The sequence below is a fragment of the Streptomyces sp. NPDC047017 genome (genome assembly GCF_040644175.1).
Lineage (GTDB): Bacteria > Actinomycetota > Actinomycetes > Streptomycetales > Streptomycetaceae > Streptomyces.
Map to the genome: position 1 here is coordinate 91,573 of NZ_JBEYVW010000024.1, position 17,234 is coordinate 108,806.

The window sequence follows — 17,234 nt, forward strand, 5'->3', positions numbered from 1 at the left end:
CAGCCGGTTCAGCCCAGCGCCTGGCCCGGCAGCTCGACCTTCGCGCCCAGCTCGACCAGCTTGTCCATGAAGTTCTCGTAGCCGCGGTTGATCAGGTCGATGCCGTGGACGCGGGAGGTGCCCTGGGCCGCGAGGGCGGCGATCAGGTACGAGAAGCCGCCGCGCAGGTCGGGGATGACCAGATCGGCGCCCTGCAGCCGGGTCGGCCCGGACACCACCGCGGAGTGCAGGAAGTTGCGCTGGCCGAAGCGGCAGTCGGAGCCGCCCAGGCACTCGCGGTAGAGCTGGATGTGCGCGCCCATCTGGTTCAGCGCTGAGGTGAAGCCGAGGCGGGACTCGTAGACCGTCTCGTGGATGATCGACAGGCCGGTCGCCTGGGTGAGCGCGACCACCAGCGGCTGCTGCCAGTCGGTCTGGAAGCCGGGGTGCACGTCCGTCTCCAGCGCGATGGACTTCAGCTGCCCGCCCGGGTGCCAGAAGCGGATGCCCTCGTCGTCGATCTCGAAGGCCCCGCCCACCTTCCGGTAGGTGTTCAGGAACGTCATCATCGACCGCTGCTGCGCGCCGCGCACGTAGATGTCGCCCTCGGTCGCCAGCGCCGCCGACGCCCAGGACGCCGCCTCCAGGCGGTCCGACAGGGCGCGGTGGGTGTAGCCGCCGAGCTTGTCCACACCGGTGATCCGGATGGTCCGGTCGGTGTCCATCGCGATGATCGCGCCCATCTTCTGCAGAACGCAGATGAGGTCCTCGATCTCCGGCTCGACGGCCGCGTTGGACAGCTCCGTGACGCCCTCGGCGAGCACCGCCGTCAGCAGCACCTGCTCGGTCGTGCCGACCGACGGGTACGGCAGCCGGATCTTGGTGCCGCGCAGCCGCTGCGGCGCCTCCAGGTACTGGCCGTCCGCCCGCTTCTCGATCGTCGCGCCGAACTGCCGCAGCACGTCGAAGTGGAAGTCGATGGGCCGGCCGCCGATGTCGCAGCCGCCGAGACCCGGGATGAACGCGTGGCCCAGCCGGTGCAGCAGCGGACCGCAGAACAGGATCGGGATGCGGCTGGAGCCCGCGTGGGCATCGATGTCAGCCACGTTGGCGCTCTCCACCCGGGTCGGGTCGAGCACCAGCTCGCCGGGCTCCTCGCCGGGACGGACCGTCACCCCGTGCAGCTGCAGCAGCCCGCGCACGACCCGCACGTCCCGGATGTCCGGGACGTTGCGCAGCCGGCTCGGCGCACTGCCCAGCAGCGCGGCGACCATGGCCTTCGGCACGAGGTTCTTCGCACCGCGGACCCGGATCTCGCCCTCCAGCGGGGTTCCGCCGTGGACAAGCAGTACGTCATCAGCGCCGTTGACGGTCATGTATCTCGTTCCGATGAGTTGGACAGGGGGGCGGCCGGTCACTTCGGGGAGGCCGAGAGAGACAGAGTAATCGCGGCGGCGCCCGCTTTTGTAAGCCTGTGCGTCGCCCGGCAGGTCAGGGCTGTGTCACAACACGAACCGTGGGGTGGCGGGCACGAGCGGTCACCGCGCCGCCGTGCGCCCCTGCTGCTGCGGGTCGGCGCGCGCGGCCTCACTCCCGTAGCGGATTGGCCCCCCACGCCCGGGGAAGATGCGGGATCATGTCTGGCATGACCGAGGTGTCCTCGCTCACAGGACGGCTGCTCGTGGCGACGCCCGCCCTGGCGGACCCGAACTTCGACCGTGCGGTGGTGCTTCTTCTCGACCACGACGAGGAGGGCTCCCTCGGTGTCGTCCTCAACCGCCCCACCCCCGTGGACGTGGGCGACATCCTGGAGGGCTGGGCCGGCCTCGCCGGGGAGCCCGGCGTCGTCTTCCAGGGCGGCCCGGTCTCGCTGGACTCGGCCCTCGGGGTCGCCGTCATCCCCGGCGGCGGCCCGGGCGAGCGCGCCCCGCTGGGCTGGCGCCGGGTGCACGGCGCCATCGGTCTCGTCGACCTGGAGGCCCCGCCCGAGCTGCTGGCCGCCGCCCTCGGCTCGCTGCGGATCTTCGCCGGGTACGCCGGCTGGGGACCGGGCCAGCTGGAGGACGAGCTGGCCGAGGGCGCGTGGTACGTCGTCGAGTCGGAACCCGGCGACGTGTCCTGCCCGTCACCCGAGCGGCTGTGGCGCGAGGTGCTGCGCCGCCAGCGCAGCGAACTGGCCATGGTCGCCACCTACCCGGACGACCCGTCGCTCAACTGACCCGGGCGCGTTTCAGTACCCTTGCGGTATGAGCACTCAGGAGCCCGAGCGCGGGACTGGTACGGGGACCCTCGTAGAGCCGACACCGCAGGTGTCCCACGGAGACGGCGACCACGAGCGCTTCGCCCACTACGTCCAGAAGGACAAGATCATGGCGAGCGCCCTGGACGGCACGCCCGTCGTGGCGCTGTGCGGCAAGGTGTGGGTGCCGGGCCGCGACCCGAAGAAGTACCCCGTGTGCCCGCTGTGCAAGGAGATCTACGAGTCCATGAACGGCGGCGGCGAGGGCGGCGACGACAAGAAGTAGCCGGGAGGCGGCCACCACCCGCCCGGCTCCGGACCTCCGCGAGGCCCCTGGACGAGCGTGCACCGACACGCTCGCGGGGGCCTTCGCCGTTCCCGGCGGGCTCGTGGGGTCCTTGCCCTTCGCCGTTCCCGGCGGCTCGTGGGGGCCTCGGCCTTCGCCGTTCCCGTACGTACGCCCTTCGCCGGTGCCCCGGGCGTCCCCGGCGTCCTGGGCGACCCGGCCGGCCCGGGTCCATGTGCACCATGTGCAACGCCCGTTGCGCCGCGTCGCGTCCGCCGATACGCATGGGCCTGCGGTCCCGCTGCCGGGGCCGCTCCCTCGGACCCGTGAAGGCTGAAGGCTGACATGAACGACGTGATCCCGGCGCCGCGCGCCGTCGAGGGCCCGCTGTCCGGCGTGTTCCGGCTCGGTCCGGACACCGCCCTGTGGGCCGCCCCCGGCACCGGCGCCACGGAGCGCTGGCTGCGCACCACGCTCGGCGCCGCCCTCGGCCTGCCCCTGCGGCCCGCCCGCGCGCAGGGCGGACCGGACTGCCTGCGCCTGGGCCTGGACGACACCTTGACGCCCGAGGCGTACCGCCTGACCGTCACCGACCGGGGCGCCGAGATCCGCGGCGGCGGCCCCGCCGGGGTCTTCTGGGGCGCCCAGACCCTGCGCCAGCTGCTCGGCCCGGACGCCTTCCGCCGCGCCCCCCTGCGCCCGGACGCCGTCCACGCGATCCCGGCCCAGGACATCGAGGACGCCCCCCGCTTCCGCTGGCGCGGCCTCATGCTCGACGTGGCCCGGCACTTCATGCCCAAGGACGGCGTACTGCGCTACCTGGACCTGATGGCCGCGCACAAACTCAACGTCCTGCACTTCCACCTGACGGACGACCAGGGCTGGCGGGTCGAGATCAAGCGGTACCCGAAGCTGACCGAGGTCGGCTCCTGGCGGGCGCGCACACGGCAGGGCCACCGGGCGTCCCCGCTGTGGGAGGAGAAGCCGCACGGCGGTTTCTACACCCAGGACGACATCCGGGAGATCGTCGCCTACGCCGCCGAGCGGCATATCGCCGTCGTGCCCGAGATCGACGTGCCCGGGCACTCGCAGGCCGCCATCGCCGCGTATCCGGAACTCGGCAACACCGACGTCATCGACACCACCGCCCTCACGGTCTGGGACGACTGGGGGATCACCGACAACGTACTCGCCCCCACTGACAACACCCTGCGCTTCTACGAACACGTCTTCGAGGAACTGCTCGGCCTGTTCCCGGCGGACGCCGTGCCGGCCACCGGCTTCTCGGAGTTCTTCCACATCGGCGGCGACGAGTGCCCCAGGACGCAGTGGCGCGCCTCGCCCGCCGCGCAGGCCCGCGTCCAGGAACTCGGACTGGCCGGCGAGGACGAGCTGCAGGCCTGGTTCACCGGGCACTTCGACACCTGGCTGGCCGCGCGCGGGCGCCGGCTCATCGGCTGGGACGAGATCCTGGAGGGCGGACTCGCCGAGGGCGCGGCCGTCTCGTCCTGGCGCGGGTACGCGGGCGGGATCGCCGCCGCGCGGGCCGGCCACGACGTCGTCATGTGCCCCGAGCAGCAGGTGTACTTGGACCACCGCCAGGACGCCGGCCCGGACGAGCCCGTACCGATCGGGTACGTGCGCACCCTGGAGGACGTCTACCGGTTCGAACCGGTTCCGCCCGCGCTGGAGGCGGACCGCGTCCGCCATGTGCTGGGCACCCAGGCCAATGTGTGGACCGAGGTGATGGAGAACCCCGCGCGCGTGGACTACCAGGCCTTCCCCAGGCTGGCCGCCTTCGCCGAGGTCGCCTGGAGCGCCCTGCCCGCCCCGCAGGAGCGGGACTTCACCGGCTTCGGGCAGCGCATGGACGCCCACTACCGGCGCCTGGACGCGCTCGGCGTCGGCTACCGCCCGCCCGCCGGACCGCACCCCTGGCAGCGGCGGCCCGGCGTCCTCGGCCGCCCGATCGAGGGGGCGCCGCCCGCCAGGTGAGCGGGTGCGGGCGGGCAGGTGGGCGGGGCGTCGGAGGGCAGGCGGGCGTCGGCGGGCAGGGCGCGGGCCGCTGGAACCGATACCGGAGAGAACCCGCACTGATACCGGAGAAAACCCGCAAGTATCAGCGAAGTCCGGTAATTCGCTCGCATCGGTGATGCCGTGCCAAATCGGGCCATGTCCCCGATGAGGTGGGCGAATGCCGCCGGGCGGACCCGTGTCCGCGAGCCCTGCGAAGATGTGCCAGAGTTGCCACGTCCGCCCTGTCAGGCCGTACCGTACGGCAGCACGGGTGGGACCAGTGGGGGCAGCGGGAAGGGGCAGCCGGTTTGACCACGCACGCACCGCAGGCGGCGCAGGCCGTCACGCTGCCCACGACGCTGGACGACGCCGTCGCGGCCCTGGCCGCCGTGCCCGCCGCCGTGCCCGTCGCGGGCGGCACCGACCTCATGGCCGCCGTCAACTCCGGGCAGCTCAGGCCCGCCGCGCTGGTCGGCCTCGGCCGGATCAGCGAGATCCGCGGCTGGCAGTACCAGGACGGGCACGCGCTGCTCGGCGCCGGCCTCACGCACGCGCGCATGGGCCGCCCCGACTTCGCCGCGCTGATCCCGGCGCTGGCCGCCGCCGCGCGCGCCGCGGGCCCGCCGCACATCCGCAACGCGGGCACCCTGGGCGGCAACATCGCCTCGGCCGCCCCCACCGGGGACGCGCTGCCGGTGCTGGCCGCCCTGGAGGCGACGCTGATCGTCGCGGGCCCGGGCGGCGCCCGCCGGGAGGTCCCGGTCTCGCACCTGCTGGCCGGCGTGGAGATGCTCCGCGCGGGCGAGCTGATCGGCTACGTGCGCGTGCCGCTGCTGCACGCGCCGCAGGTCTTCCTGAAGGCGACCGGCCGCACCGGCCCCGGCCGCGCCCTCGCCTCGGTGGCCCTCGTCCTGGACCCGGCCCGGCGCGGCGTGCGCTGCGCGGTGGGGGCCATCGCGCCGATGCCGCTGCGGCCCCTGGACGCCGAGCAGTGGGTGGGCCGGCTCATCGACTGGGACAACGGCCGGGCGATCGTCCCGGAGGCGCTGGACGCGTTCGGGGAGTACGTCGCCGCGGCCTGCATCCCCGACGCGGCTCCGGCCGAGGACGGCTCCGCGCAGCAGTTGCCGCCCGCCGTACTGCACCTGCGGCGCACCGTCGCCGCGCTGGCCCGACGAGCACTGGGGAGGGCGCTGTCGTGACCGACGACCAGCACGGACAGGGCGCGCCGGGCGGCGGCGGCCGCTGGGACCCGCTGCCGCAGGGCGACTACGACGACGGCGCGACCGCGTTCGTGAAGCTCCCCGAGGGCGGCATCGACGCGCTGCTGGCCGCCGACAGCCCGCTCGCCGCGCCCGGCCACGGCTACGTACCGCCGCAGATAACGGTCACGTCCGCCCCGGCCGAGGCCACCGACCCGGCGGCCACCGGCAGCTGGGCGGTGCCGGTCGCGCCCGCCGAGGGCGCGCGGTGGCCCGCGCCGGGCCCCGGCACGGCGCCGGGACAGGGCGACGGCGACCAGGACCCGGACGACCGGTTCACGTACCACCCGGAGGCCACCCAGCAGTGGACCTTCCAGGAGGCGCGGCAGGCCCACGACGACCAGGAGGGCCACGAGGACCACGGCGGTCACGAGACCCACGGCGGTCACGCGGGCCACGGCGGCTACGACACGCTGGGCGGCCAGGCCCCGGCCGCGTCCGGCCACGACGTCACCGGGCAGTGGTCGATCCCCGTCGCCGGGGGCGACCTGCCCGACGAGTCCGGCGAGTTCACCACGTCGTCGCTGGTGCAGCAGTGGGGCGGCACGCCGCCGGCCACCCTGCCCGGCGGCGCCCCCGCCCCGTGGGCGACGGAACCGGCCGGACAGCCCTGGGGCCGGCCCCCGCGTGCCCCCGCCCCGCAGGGGCACGGGTACGACACCGAGCCCGCGTACGGCTCCGAGCCCGGCGCGGACCCGCACCCCGCCCCGGACGAGCACGGCGCCGGGGACCCGGCGGCCGAGGCCGCGCCCGCGCACCCGGAGCACGGCGAGCACCACCCGGACCACGACCACGGCCGCGGTCACGACCACGACCCGTACGCCCAGGAGCCCCAGGGCCCCCGGGAGTCCGGGGCTCCCGAGCCGCACTCCGGGCCGGAGCCGCGCGAGATCCCGCCCCCGGCGGAGGAGCCCGCCCGGCCGGATGCCGTAGCGGAGTTCGAACCCGCGGCCGAGGCGGAGCCGGAGCCCGAGCCGGGCCCCGCGACCGCGGCCGCGCACGACGAGCCGGCCGAGCCGGCCGAAGGCGCCGGGGAACCGGTCCAAGAGCCCGCCCGGGAGCCCGTCCAGGAGGCCGCTGAGCCGCCCGCGGACCCGGCCCCGGCCGAGGACACCGCCCCCGCGCCCGAAGCCGCCGACGAGCCCGTCACGGCCGCCGCCCCCGAGCCGCCGGAACCCGCCGCCGCGCCCCCGCGCCAGGAAGCCGCGCTTCCGCGGGACGCGCACGCCCCCGAGGAAGCCGGCCCCGCGCAGGAGGACGCGCCCCCCGCGCCCCCGCAGGACGAACACCCGCTCGCCTCCTACGTGCTGAGCGTCAACGGCGTCGACCGGCCCGTCACGGACGCCTGGATCGGCGAGTCGCTGCTGTACGTGCTGCGCGAGCGGCTCGGACTCGCGGGCGCCAAGGACGGCTGCTCGCAGGGCGAGTGCGGCGCCTGCAACGTGCAGGTCGACGGCCGCCTCGTCGCCTCCTGCCTGGTGCCCGCGGTCACCGCGGCCGGCAGCGAGGTCCGTACCGTCGAGGGCCTGGCCGCCGACGGGCAGCCCTCCGACGTGCAGCGCGCGCTCGCGCGATGCGGCGCCGTGCAGTGCGGGTTCTGCGTGCCCGGCATGGCGATGACCCTGCACGACCTGCTGGAGGGCAACCCCGCGCCGACCGAGCTGGAGACCCGCCAGGCCCTGTGCGGCAACCTGTGCCGCTGCTCGGGCTACCGGGGCGTCCTGCGGGCGGTCGAGGAGGTCGTCGCCGAGCGCGCCGCCGACAGCGCCGCCGGGCACGCCCCGGCCGATCAGCCCGGCCCGCAGCCCGGCGCGCCGGGCGCACCCGGGCCGGACGCCGAGGAGCCGCGCATCCCGCACCAGGCGGGACCCGGCGGCGGCGGGATCCACCACTCGGCGTTCGCTGCGCCGGACCGGACCGAAGCACCGCATCGGCACGACACGTCCGATGCGCACGACCCCTATGGCCAGGACGGAGGCCAGGTGTGAGCAACGAAGCCGCCACCGCTGCCGCCACGGAGTCCGCGCCCGCGCCGGAGCCGGAGGCGCTGCCGCACGGTATCGGCTCCTCGCTGCCGCCCGCCGACGCCCGCGCCAAGACCGAGGGCACCTTCCCGTACGCCGCCGACCTGTGGGCCGAGGGCCTGCTGTGGGCGGCCGTGCTGCGCTCACCGCACCCGCACGCGCGCGTGGTGTCCATCGACACCACCCACGCGCGCGAGATGCCCGGCGTCCGCGCCGTCATCACCCACGAGGACGTCCCCGGCAGCCCCCGCCACGGCCGCGGCACGCCCGACCGCCCGGTGTTCGCCTCCGACGTCGTACGCCACCATGGCGAGCCCATCGCGGCCGTCGCCGCCGACCACCCGGACACCGCGCGGATGGCCGCCGCCGCCGTCATCGTCGAGTACGAGATGCTCGAACCGGTCACCGACCCCGAACACGCCTTCGAGGCCGAGCCGCTGCATCCCGACGGCAACCTGATCCGGCACATCCCGCTGCGCCACGGCGACCCGGAGGCGGCCGGCGAGGTCGTCGTCGAGGGCCTGTACCGCATCGGCCGCCAGGACCCGGCCCCCATCGGCGCCGAGGCCGGACTCGCCGTGCCCCGCCCCGACGGCGGCGTCGAGCTGTACGTGGCCTCCACCGACCCGCACGCCGACCGCGACGCCCTCGCCGCCTGCTACGGCCTGGCACCCGAGCGCGTGAAGATCGTCGTCACCGGGGTGCCGGGCGCCACGGCGGACCGCGAGGACCAGGGCTTCCAGCTCCCGCTGGGCCTGCTGGCGCTGCGCACCGGCTGCCCGGTGAAGCTGACGGCGACCCGCGAGGAGTCCTTCCTGGGCCACGCGCACCGCCACCCCACCCTGCTGCGCTACCGCCACCACGCCGACGCCGAGGGCCGGCTGGTCAAGGTGGAGGCGCAGATCCTGCTGGACGCGGGCGCCTACGCCGACACCTCCGGCGAGGCGCTGGCGGCGGCCGTGTCCTTCGCCTGTGGCCCCTACGTCGTCCCGAACGCCTTCATCGAGGGCTGGGCGGTGCGCACCAACAACCCGCCGTCCGGCCATGTGCGCGGCGAGGGCGCCCTCCAGGTCTGCGCCGCCTACGAGGCGCAGATGGACAAGCTCGCCAAGAAGCTCGGCGCCGACCCGGCCGAACTGCGCCTGCGCAACGCGATGGCGACCGGCGACGTACTGCCGACCGGCCAGACGGTGACCTGCCCGGCCCCCGTCGCCGAACTGCTCCAGGCCGTACGGGAGCACCCGCTGCCGGCGCTGCCCAAGGACACCCCCGAGGACGAGTGGCTGCTGCCCGGCGGCCCCGAGGGCGCGGGGGAACCGGGCGCCGTGCGCCGGGGCGTGGGCTACGGCCTGGGCATGGTGCACATGCTCGGCGCGGAGGGCACCGACGAGGTGTCCACGGCCACCGTCAAGGTCCACGACGGGGTCGCGACCGTGCTGTGCGCGGCGGTCGAGACCGGCCAGGGCTTCACCACCCTGGCCCGGCAGATCGTCCAGGAGACGCTGGGCGTCGACGAGGTGCACGTGGCCCCGGTCGACACCGACCAGCCGCCGGCGGGCGCGGGCTGCCGGGGCCGGCACACCTGGGTCTCGGGCGGCGCGGTGGAGCGGGCGGCGAAGATGGTCCGCACCCAGCTCCTGCAGCCCCTGGCCCACAAGTTCGGCATGTCCACCGAACTGCTGCAGATCACCGACGGCAAGATCACCTCCTACGACGGCGTGCTGTCGACCACGGTCACCGAGGCGATGGACGGCAAGGAGCTGTGGGCGACGGCGCAGTGCCGCCCCCACCCCACCGAGCCGCTGGACGAGGCCGGCCAGGGCGACGCCTTCGTGGGCCTGGCCTTCTGCGCGATCCGTGCCGTGGTGGACGTCGACATCGAGCTGGGCTCGGTACGCGTGGTCGAACTGGCGGTGGCCCAGGACGTCGGCCGCGTCCTGAACCCCGCGCAACTGGTCTCGCGCATCGAGGGCGGCGTCACCCAGGGCGTGGGCATCGCCCTGACGGAGAACCTGCGCACCCCGCGTGGCCTGGTCCGCCACCCCGACCTCACCGGGTACGCCCTGCCCACCTCCCTGGACGCGCCCGACATCCGGATCGTGAAACTGGTCGAGGAACGCGACGTGGTGGCGCCCTTCGGCGCGAAGGCGGTCAGCGCGGTCCCGGTGGTGACCTCCCCGGCGGCGATCGCCGCCGCGGTCCGGGCCGCCACCGGCCGCCCGGTCAACCGCCTGCCGATCCGCCCGCAGGCAGCGGTCGTCACCGCGCGGTAACTCCGCGGCCCCCGGGCGTTCTCCGCAGGCCACAGGCGTTGTCAGTGGTGCCGCGTACTGTTCTGGGCAGTGGGGACGACGGCTTCCGCCCGAGCGGGCGGCTGCCCCGACGCGCCCCGCCCGGGCGGCGGTCGGGCCCGGCCGGGCGGACGCCACCGCACGGGGACACAGGGCCACGGGGACACGGGGACACGGGGGAATCCATGAGCACGATGAGCACCGCGGTGATCACACCGCCCGGGACCGGCAGGACCGGCCGGACCGGACCTGACCCGTACGGCACGCCCGCCCCCGCCCGCCTCCCGCACGGCGGCCCCGGCCCGAGGGGCCCCCGCCGCCCACTGCCCCCGCCTCTGGAGGCGTTGTACCGCTTCGCCGCGGTGACGGAGGAACTGGCGGCCCTGCGCGCCCAGTTCACCCGCTACGCGGACCGCTACGGCCCGCGGGCGGTCACCGGGGCGTCCCGCAGACTCCTCGCGGCCTTCGAGGAGGGCGCGGACGGCGGGCTCCCGCCGTTCCGGGCGGCGGCCGCCCTGATCCGCCCCCTGTCCCTCGCCGCCGGCACCGGTCCGGGCCTCGCCCTGGAGATCCCCGCCCGGCTGCTGGACGCGGAGTTCGGCCCGGGGCGCGTGGCCCGCTTCGAGGACGTCGACTTCCCCGCCACGCTCACCCACGAGCCGACCCGCCGCTTCCTGCGCGAGACGGGCCTGCCCACGGACGGCACCCACCTGCGACTGGACACCGACGACACCGACACCCCTTTGCCCACCCTCGCCGAACACCACGCCGACGAGACCGCCCCCGCGCTCCCGGCCGAGGCCGCCCGCTGGATACGCCTGGGCCAAGTGACCGGGGGCGGCAGCCTGCTGCTCGACGGCACCACGGGCAGGGTCGGGCACTGGAGCGGCCCCGGCACCCCCGTGCACCCGCTCGGCACGGACGTCTCCACCCTGGCCGGCACCCTGTGGCTGCTGCACCGCGAGAGCGCGTCCGGCACGCGGCCGACGACCGAGGCGTACGACCGGCCGGCGATGACGATGATCCAGATCCTCGCGTCCGTCGACCCGACGGGAACCGCCCCCGGCACCCACTGGCACTACTGGACGCAGATGTTCCAGGCCGGGGCGGACGCCATGCTGTGAGGCACACCGCCCGCCCCGCGCCCGCACGCGGAGGCCGTGGCGGGAATTGAACCCGCGTAACTCGCTTTGCAGGATTGTCCGCGTTGATCAGCGCATGATTCATGCTCGTTCATTTCCGTCCATCCCCGTACAGCCCTTGCGCCGGCGGAGCCTGAGAGGATGCCTGTGAACGACCGCGTACGAGGATGAACGAGACGGAAACTGAGACGGCGCCCGGGGCCATGACCTGTGTGGAGACGCCCTTGCCCGAGTGCGCTTCGGTCGTGGGACCCTGGTAGCGAGCGCTGGAGTAACGGGGAGAGGAGCCGAGGTGTCGGAGGCCAGTCCACGCGGAACCTATCTGGTCATTGCGGAGGTTCTACGCAAAGCGATCACCGGGGATGAGCCCTTGCCCTCCGAAGCGGCTCTCATGCGTTCTCACGACGTCTCCCGCAACACCGTCCGGCGCGCCCTCAACATTCTCAAAGCCGAAGGGCTTGTCGAATCTGCTCCCGGCATCGGGTGGCGCCCGGCCCGGGGCGGTGACCGGCGAACCCTCGACGAATGCATGGCAGACCTGATCGCGGAAGACTCTTTGGAGGTGGGTGACGCGTACCCGTCTGAGACGAGACTGTGTGAGCGGTTCGGTGCGTCCCGAACGGCCGTGCGTCGGGTCCTTGCGCAGATGGAGGGGAACGGGTTGCTCGCCACTGTTCACGGCAAGGGGCGCACAGTGCGCGCTCTCCCGTCTTCTGCGGGACGGTCGTAGCCTTGGGCGGCATGGGACTTGCTGAGTGGGCGTACGAGCTTTCCGAAGCGATGCTTTCCGAGCCGCTGCCGCGCCGGTGGGTGCACTCTCTCGGGGTCGCCAAACGTGCTCGCTCGTTGAGTTCCATCCTGGGCGATGACGCGGAGCTACTGGAAGCCGCGGCCGTTCTGCATGACGTGGGATACTCGCCGGCTATCGCGGCCACCGGCTTCCACCCGCTGGACGGCGCAAGGTTCCTGAGAGGGGAGGGTGCCGACGAACGCGTTGTTCGTCTCGTAGCACACCATTCTTGTGCCTTACTGGAAGCCGAAGAGCGCGGTCTAAGGCGGCAACTTGAAAGCGAGTTCGATTTGGAACGCGCCGAGCTTGTTGATGCGCTGATCTACTGCGACATGACCACAACACCGGATGGTGTGCAGACAACAGCGACCGCGCGGCTGGACGAAATTGTGCAGCGATATGGACCGGATACGATCGTTGGGCGATTCATTCAGTGCGCGGCCTCTGAGATTCATGCTGCGGTGGGGCGCGTAGAAAAACGCCTGGTGCAGGAATCCACTAGCAGTCAGCCGATGTAAGGTTCTTTTCGCGAGTCGTCCAAGCCGTGCTGAATACGCAGCATCATGGATGGATGAATGCAAAACCCGCTGAGGTCCGCTGGATCAATCCAGCGGACCTCTTTTGATTCACTGCTTGTGCGCAGGGTGCCGCCGATAGGATGCGCGCGGAAACAAATCGAGAATTGTTGCCGGACCTCCCCGTCGTCGTAGGCAAGTACATGGTCAGGGTCAGTGTAGAGCCCAACGATGTTGTCTACCTCCACGCGGATTCCGGTTTCCTCCAAGACCTCTCGTACGACTGTGCCACCGATGCGTTCACCGATATCGTGACCGCCACCGGGCAGTGCCCACAGATCGTTATCGGTTTTGTGGATTAGCAGGAGTCGCCCCGAGTCGTTCCGAACAACGGCTGTAACCGAAGGCACTACTGAGTTGGCCTTTGGAGCGCTAGGGTCGCGGAAATAGTCGATACGGCTCATCGTGACGCGCCTTCCCATTCGATTGGTGAGGAGATGGGTCGGGCTGACTCCCAGACCCTTTCAATGCTCTCGGCGTAAGCGTCGAAGAGTTCGCCACCCGGCACGCGTCGTAAGTGGAGTACGGGGGCCATATAGGCGCCGACGCCATATAGATGGCCGTTCGCCAACATCTCGTCATCTGCCCGGTATAGCGAGTTGTAGAGCGTCGTGCCGTGAAGGCGGAACTCAACGCCGGGAAGACCAAAAAGCGGCCCGTAGTTGATGAGGGCGTTCCTGATTTTGCTTGCCATGGCCGTGCCGATTCCCTCATCTTGCCCTCGTACAGTCACGGCTTGAGCGGCCGGGTCCCCCAGCATGAAGCGAATGGGTACTCCCTCAGCGGATTTCTCTTTCACGATCCGGTGGAACATTGCGTCTTCTGTGAGCCAGAAACCGGAGTAGACCACCACGTCGAACCGGTGCGCAGCCGTCGAGTAGAGATCCGTCCAGAGGGCCTGCGCCACGACGGAACGGTGAGGGTACAGCTTGACCAGCTCGGCGTTTCCCGTGGCTGTGACTTCCGCAGAGGTGCGCTCATCTGGCCAGAGGTACGACACCTCGCACTTCAGGAGCGAAGCTGTTGCGTACTGGAAGCGCCGGTATGGCTTGCGCTCGGGATCGTTGATCCAACGCTCAACTGTCTTCGAGGCGACTCCGAGTCTCGCGGCCACTTCATCGAGCGTCAGGCCTGCATCCACAATCGCGCCGCGCAGGCGTTCGTTTGCCACGCCATCAACCTCCTTCCCTCCCGGACGACTTGGTACGACTTCACGCTAGCTAAGACGTACCCAAGTCGTACAGGTGCGAAGTCGAGCGTCGCCGCCAGTCACGCCAATCTGTAGGCACATCGAGCGAGGGGGCTCGCAGAACCCCACCGGGCCGCTGGGCTTGACGGGGCGAACTTCCCTCTGCAAGATGAGGAACACGTAATACATGTTCCTCTGATCCTCACGGGCTAGCGGGGCCATGTAAGACGCGCTTGACCTGCATCAATGCACGGGGCGGGAACGCTGCAATCCCGCTAAAGGCCAGGTGGAACAGGGTTTCGGCCCGTACTGGCGAGGTGGCCCGGTGACCGCGAGCAACGGCCGGAGAGTGGGGACGCGATCCCCCTTGCAGTGCTTCACCCCTGTTGATCTCTCCGAAAGGACTCCCGATGCACCGACGAAGACCTTGCGGGCCGCCGGTATGGACTGGCCGGCGGCGCCCGTGCAGTACCCGGTCCACCTGGTCCGCAGCTTGAGCTGCGGCCGGCTGCCTCTCCTGCCCGTCCGCTCCGCGCGTTGCGTGAGGGCGTACGGGTGGGGGCGCGGGGAGCCGGAAGTTCCGGTGCTTCACCTTGGAGGGGGTTGCTCATGTGGGCGAGCGTGATTGCGGTGGTGGGGACTCTGCTGGGCTCCGTGACCATGTACGTGCTTCAGCAACGCGGTACGGATCGGACGGCGCTGCGGCGTGACCGTCTGGCGGCGGTGACCGCGTTGACGGTGGCGCTGGCCGACCACCGCCGCGCGATGTGGGTCCGGGAGGACCTGCGGTTGTCCGGTGCGGACGCTGCCGGCTACGAGGCGGCGCGGGCGGAGAGCCACGTGACGCGGAGCGCGATCACGGCTCCGCTGACCAGCCTGTCCATCCTCGCCCCGGGGCTGGCCCGGGTGGCGCAGGATGCGGCCACTGCCACCTACCGCCTGCGCGGCGTCGAGTCCGCGCAGGTCCTGGGGGAGGCCCGGGAGGCGGCCATCGCCGCGTGCGAGCGGCTGACCCGCGAAGCCTCCAAGACCTTCTGAACTGACCTGTTCGACTGCCCCCGTCCCGCCCTTCTGCTGCGGGGTCGTGATGGCGCCGGATCGAATCCGGCCCGGGGCACCAGCCGCCCCTCGCGCGGCCCGCCGCACCGCCCGTGTGCGGCCTCTCATCCACAACGGCGCGCGGCCCCCGGGGGGCATCCCGGGAGCCGCTGTCGGGCCGTTGCCACCTGCTAGGGAGAACACGACCCAATGACTCACATTACTGTTCAGGACGCTGTTACGGCGTTCGCTCCGTGGATGGAGCCGACGAACGCGGAGCTGGACGCGATCGAGGCAGAGATGCCCGTCGTGCTGGCGGACGTCGACCTGATCGACGCGCAGATCGTCACCCTGGACCGCACCCCGTCCGAGCTGGACGTGCAGCGCGTGCGCCGCGCCCGGCGGCGCCTGCTGGCCGCCCGCCGTGAGGTGGCCAACCGTGCCGCCGCCGTGATCCTGCCTGGGGGTGCCGCGTGAGCGCCACGGAACGCGACCTGGTCGCCGCGCACGCCGAGGTGAAGGCGGAGATCACGCGGACGGACAGCAAGACCGCACTCCTGCTGGCGTTCGTCGGCGCGGTGCTCGCCGGGAGCTGGTCGGTCGCCCACGGCCTCCCCCTCACGGCGCCGGCCGCGATCGTGGGCGGGCTGGGTCTGGCGGTGCTGGTCGCCGCGGCCGGTCTGCTGCTGCGCTCGGTGCGCCCGAACCTGCGCGGCCGGCACGGCTTCCCGCTGTGGGCCACGCTGGCCCCCGACCAGATCGGGCAGGCCGTCACCCGGGACCTGGCCGCCGACATCGCGGGCCTGTCCCGCCTGGCCGTCGCCAAGTTCACCTGCCTGCGCCGCGCCGTCGATCTCACCTTCGCCGGCGGCGCCCTGCTCATCCTCGCCGCACTGCTCACCCTCGGGGGTGCGGCATGACTCACAGCGCGCGCCTGACCAACAGCTTCATCGGTGAGTGGGACCTGTACGTCGTCACCGGCGGTGCGAGCTGGGAGTGGCCCGAGCACTCCTTCGAGCGGACCTGTCCGGTGCCCACCTTGCAGGAGCGGGCGGACGCCCTGGCCCTGCTGGGCTACGCGCTCCCGGACGGCGCCGAGTGGGAGTGGCAGGAGCTCCCCAGCGGTGTCATGGACCGTGTGGAGCTGCTGGCGTCGGTCGATGTCCGGCCGCTGGGCGGTGCGGCATGAGGGCCAAGACCGTACTGCCCGCCGTGGCGATGACGGCAGTGTCGATGGTGCTCACGCTGGCCGTGGTCGTGATGTGGCTCGGTCCGGCCGTGTCCTGGCCGGTCGCGCTGATCGTCGGTCTCGGGATCGACGGGGGATGGCTGGCCACCCTCGCCTACGAACGCCGCCTCGCCGCGCAGGGCGACCACAACCGCGCGGTGACCGCGGTCGGCTGGTGCTTCGGTGTCCTCGCGGCCGGCGTCCTGGTCGCCCACGCGCTCACCACGGACGGGTCTGCCGCCGTGTGGCTCGCGGTGGCGTGGCTGCCGGTGGCGGCGAAGGCCCTGTGGCTGGTGCACGGGTTGTGGGAGCGGACCGCGCTGACCCCGGCCGCGCTCGCCGCGATCCGCGGTATCGGGCAGGAGGCACGCGACGAAGCGGCCGTGGCCCGTGCCCGGCTGCGGGCGGAAGCAGCGACGGAGGAGACGCGGCTGACGGCCGTGACGGCGGCCGGCGCCCGCGTCGCACGCGTCCAGGCGCAGACTGCTCAGACCCTCGCGGGGGCGTGGTCGACGCTGGAGACGTCCCGTAAGGGTGAGGAGACCGGCAGGGCGCTGACCAGCGTGACGAGTCCCGTCACGCCCGGCGTCACGGCCCGGTGGGAGCTGCCCGTGTGGGGACCCATCGAACCGGTCCCCGCCCTGGAGGCGGCGCCCGCGCTCACCGATGACGAGCTGGACGTAGTGGTCGACCAGATCCGTCACAGCCAGACCCCCGCCCTGTCCTACCGGGAGATGGCCACCCGGTTCCGGGCGGCCGGCCACTCCGCATCCGAGGTTCGCCTTCGGGCCGCGTGGAAGCGGGTGGTGGCGGCATGAGCACGCTGCCCGTGTACCGGTGGCGTCTGGCCCCGGACGGCTACGCCACCCGCCGACAGCTCCGCGCCCGCGGGCTGCGGCCCGGTGGTCAGGATGTGGCGGCGCAGCTCGAACGCCCCCGTCGCCGGCGGCCCCCGCTGGTCGCCTACCTCTACCGCATCGACGCGGCGAAGCCGGTCCGGCTGATGACGCCCGCCATGCGGGCGGCGCTGGACCGGGCGAACGCCGCGCGCCGCACCTGCCCCAAGTGCCGCCGGGATGCCGGATACGTCATCCCCGCCTCGCTCGGCATGTGCGTGCCGTGTGCCTACCCCACCCCCGATGGCCTGCACGACGACTTCTTGAGGAGTGCCTGAC

The 17,234-nt window shown here is 72.7% G+C and carries 18 protein-coding genes; 15 read left to right on the forward strand and 3 right to left on the reverse strand.

Annotated features, from left to right (window positions below; genetic code table 11):
* Nucleotides 1–8: 8 nt before the first annotated feature.
* Nucleotides 9–1,355 carry a UDP-N-acetylglucosamine 1-carboxyvinyltransferase gene (murA, locus tag ABZ858_RS32065; RefSeq protein WP_361386603.1) on the reverse strand — a complete coding sequence of 449 codons (1,347 nt, stop codon included), beginning with the start codon at nucleotides 1,353–1,355 and terminating at the stop codon, nucleotides 9–11.
* Nucleotides 1,356–1,624: 269 nt separating this feature from the next.
* On the opposite strand from murA, the gene ABZ858_RS32070 reads away from it, so the two are divergent.
* From ABZ858_RS32070 to ABZ858_RS32110, 9 genes are all read left to right on the forward strand, one after another.
* Nucleotides 1,625–2,197: a YqgE/AlgH family protein gene (locus ABZ858_RS32070; RefSeq protein WP_361386606.1), complete on the forward strand. Its 573-nt coding sequence runs from the start codon at nucleotides 1,625–1,627 to the stop codon at nucleotides 2,195–2,197.
* 28 nt (nucleotides 2,198–2,225) lie between these two features.
* Nucleotides 2,226–2,504, forward strand: coding sequence for a DUF3039 domain-containing protein (locus ABZ858_RS32075; protein WP_361386609.1), 279 nt, complete (start codon nucleotides 2,226–2,228; stop codon nucleotides 2,502–2,504).
* Between the two features lie 345 nt (nucleotides 2,505–2,849).
* A complete protein-coding gene (locus tag ABZ858_RS32080; RefSeq protein ID WP_361386612.1) occupies nucleotides 2,850–4,499 on the forward strand; it encodes a beta-N-acetylhexosaminidase in 1,650 nt (549 codons plus the stop codon).
* 329 nt (nucleotides 4,500–4,828) lie between these two features.
* Complete coding sequence (locus ABZ858_RS32085) at nucleotides 4,829–5,722, forward strand: FAD binding domain-containing protein (protein WP_361386615.1); 894 nt, start codon at nucleotides 4,829–4,831, stop codon at nucleotides 5,720–5,722.
* Nucleotides 5,719–7,770 carry a 2Fe-2S iron-sulfur cluster-binding protein gene (locus ABZ858_RS32090; RefSeq protein ID WP_361386618.1) on the forward strand — a complete coding sequence of 684 codons (2,052 nt, stop codon included), beginning with the start codon at nucleotides 5,719–5,721 and terminating at the stop codon, nucleotides 7,768–7,770. Before ABZ858_RS32085 ends, ABZ858_RS32090 begins: the two co-directional genes overlap by 4 nt.
* A complete protein-coding gene (locus ABZ858_RS32095; RefSeq protein ID WP_361386620.1) occupies nucleotides 7,767–10,079 on the forward strand; it encodes a molybdopterin cofactor-binding domain-containing protein in 2,313 nt (770 codons plus the stop codon). The genes ABZ858_RS32090 and ABZ858_RS32095 overlap by 4 nt, the downstream gene beginning before the upstream one ends.
* Before the next feature lie 203 nt (nucleotides 10,080–10,282).
* Nucleotides 10,283–11,221, forward strand: a complete 939-nt coding sequence (locus ABZ858_RS32100; protein ID WP_361386623.1) for an SUKH-4 family immunity protein — start codon at nucleotides 10,283–10,285, stop codon at nucleotides 11,219–11,221.
* 310 nt (nucleotides 11,222–11,531) lie between these two features.
* Nucleotides 11,532–11,969 carry a GntR family transcriptional regulator gene (locus tag ABZ858_RS32105; protein WP_361386626.1) on the forward strand — a complete coding sequence of 146 codons (438 nt, stop codon included), beginning with the start codon at nucleotides 11,532–11,534 and terminating at the stop codon, nucleotides 11,967–11,969.
* Nucleotides 11,970–11,980: 11 nt separating this feature from the next.
* Nucleotides 11,981–12,547, forward strand: a complete 567-nt coding sequence (locus ABZ858_RS32110; protein WP_361386629.1) for an HD domain-containing protein — start codon at nucleotides 11,981–11,983, stop codon at nucleotides 12,545–12,547.
* Here the strand turns inward: ABZ858_RS32110 and ABZ858_RS32115 are convergent.
* Nucleotides 12,535–13,008, reverse strand: a complete 474-nt coding sequence (locus tag ABZ858_RS32115) for an NUDIX domain-containing protein (RefSeq protein WP_361386632.1) — start codon at nucleotides 13,006–13,008, stop codon at nucleotides 12,535–12,537. The genes ABZ858_RS32110 and ABZ858_RS32115 overlap by 13 nt on opposite strands.
* A complete protein-coding gene (locus ABZ858_RS32120) occupies nucleotides 13,005–13,775 on the reverse strand; it encodes a helix-turn-helix transcriptional regulator (RefSeq protein ID WP_361386635.1) in 771 nt (256 codons plus the stop codon). The genes ABZ858_RS32115 and ABZ858_RS32120 overlap by 4 nt, the downstream gene beginning before the upstream one ends.
* A 627-nt stretch (nucleotides 13,776–14,402) precedes the next feature.
* Here ABZ858_RS32120 and ABZ858_RS32125 point away from each other — a divergent pair.
* From ABZ858_RS32125 to ABZ858_RS32150, 6 genes are all read left to right on the forward strand, one after another.
* The gene (locus tag ABZ858_RS32125; protein ID WP_361386638.1) at nucleotides 14,403–14,831 is read left to right on the forward strand and encodes a protein kilB; all 429 of its coding nucleotides are present in this window, start codon (nucleotides 14,403–14,405) and stop codon (nucleotides 14,829–14,831) included.
* A 210-nt stretch (nucleotides 14,832–15,041) separates the two neighbouring features.
* Nucleotides 15,042–15,308, forward strand: coding sequence for a DUF6284 family protein (locus ABZ858_RS32130; RefSeq protein WP_361386641.1), 267 nt, complete (start codon nucleotides 15,042–15,044; stop codon nucleotides 15,306–15,308).
* Nucleotides 15,305–15,751, forward strand: a complete 447-nt coding sequence (locus ABZ858_RS32135; protein WP_361386644.1) for a Pycsar system effector family protein — start codon at nucleotides 15,305–15,307, stop codon at nucleotides 15,749–15,751. Before ABZ858_RS32130 ends, ABZ858_RS32135 begins: the two co-directional genes overlap by 4 nt.
* A complete protein-coding gene (locus ABZ858_RS32140; RefSeq protein WP_361386647.1) occupies nucleotides 15,748–16,020 on the forward strand; it encodes a DUF6303 family protein in 273 nt (90 codons plus the stop codon). Before ABZ858_RS32135 ends, ABZ858_RS32140 begins: the two co-directional genes overlap by 4 nt.
* Nucleotides 16,017–16,877: a protein spdB gene (locus ABZ858_RS32145; RefSeq protein ID WP_361386650.1), complete on the forward strand. Its 861-nt coding sequence runs from the start codon at nucleotides 16,017–16,019 to the stop codon at nucleotides 16,875–16,877. The genes ABZ858_RS32140 and ABZ858_RS32145 overlap by 4 nt, the downstream gene beginning before the upstream one ends.
* Nucleotides 16,874–17,233, forward strand: a complete 360-nt coding sequence (locus tag ABZ858_RS32150) for an RRQRL motif-containing zinc-binding protein (protein ID WP_361386653.1) — start codon at nucleotides 16,874–16,876, stop codon at nucleotides 17,231–17,233. The genes ABZ858_RS32145 and ABZ858_RS32150 overlap by 4 nt, the downstream gene beginning before the upstream one ends.
* Nucleotide 17,234 lies beyond the last annotated feature (1 nt).

Excerpts from the sequence above, each read along its gene's own strand:
- murA (WP_361386603.1), bottom strand. The coding sequence starts at position 1,355 with ATGACCGTCAACGGCGCTGATGACGTACTGCTTGTCCACGGCGGAACC.
- ABZ858_RS32070 (WP_361386606.1), top strand. The coding sequence starts at position 1,625 with ATGACCGAGGTGTCCTCGCTCACAGGACGGCTGCTCGTGGCGACGCCC.
- ABZ858_RS32075 (WP_361386609.1), top strand. The coding sequence starts at position 2,226 with ATGAGCACTCAGGAGCCCGAGCGCGGGACTGGTACGGGGACCCTCGTA.
- ABZ858_RS32080 (WP_361386612.1), top strand. The coding sequence starts at position 2,850 with ATGAACGACGTGATCCCGGCGCCGCGCGCCGTCGAGGGCCCGCTGTCC.
- ABZ858_RS32100 (WP_361386623.1), top strand. The coding sequence starts at position 10,283 with ATGAGCACGATGAGCACCGCGGTGATCACACCGCCCGGGACCGGCAGG.
- ABZ858_RS32110 (WP_361386629.1), top strand. The coding sequence starts at position 11,981 with ATGGGACTTGCTGAGTGGGCGTACGAGCTTTCCGAAGCGATGCTTTCC.
- ABZ858_RS32115 (WP_361386632.1), bottom strand. The coding sequence starts at position 13,008 with ATGAGCCGTATCGACTATTTCCGCGACCCTAGCGCTCCAAAGGCCAAC.
- ABZ858_RS32125 (WP_361386638.1), top strand. The coding sequence starts at position 14,403 with ATGTGGGCGAGCGTGATTGCGGTGGTGGGGACTCTGCTGGGCTCCGTG.
- ABZ858_RS32130 (WP_361386641.1), top strand. The coding sequence starts at position 15,042 with ATGACTCACATTACTGTTCAGGACGCTGTTACGGCGTTCGCTCCGTGG.
- ABZ858_RS32140 (WP_361386647.1), top strand. The coding sequence starts at position 15,748 with ATGACTCACAGCGCGCGCCTGACCAACAGCTTCATCGGTGAGTGGGAC.
- ABZ858_RS32145 (WP_361386650.1), top strand. The coding sequence starts at position 16,017 with ATGAGGGCCAAGACCGTACTGCCCGCCGTGGCGATGACGGCAGTGTCG.
- ABZ858_RS32150 (WP_361386653.1), top strand. The coding sequence starts at position 16,874 with ATGAGCACGCTGCCCGTGTACCGGTGGCGTCTGGCCCCGGACGGCTAC.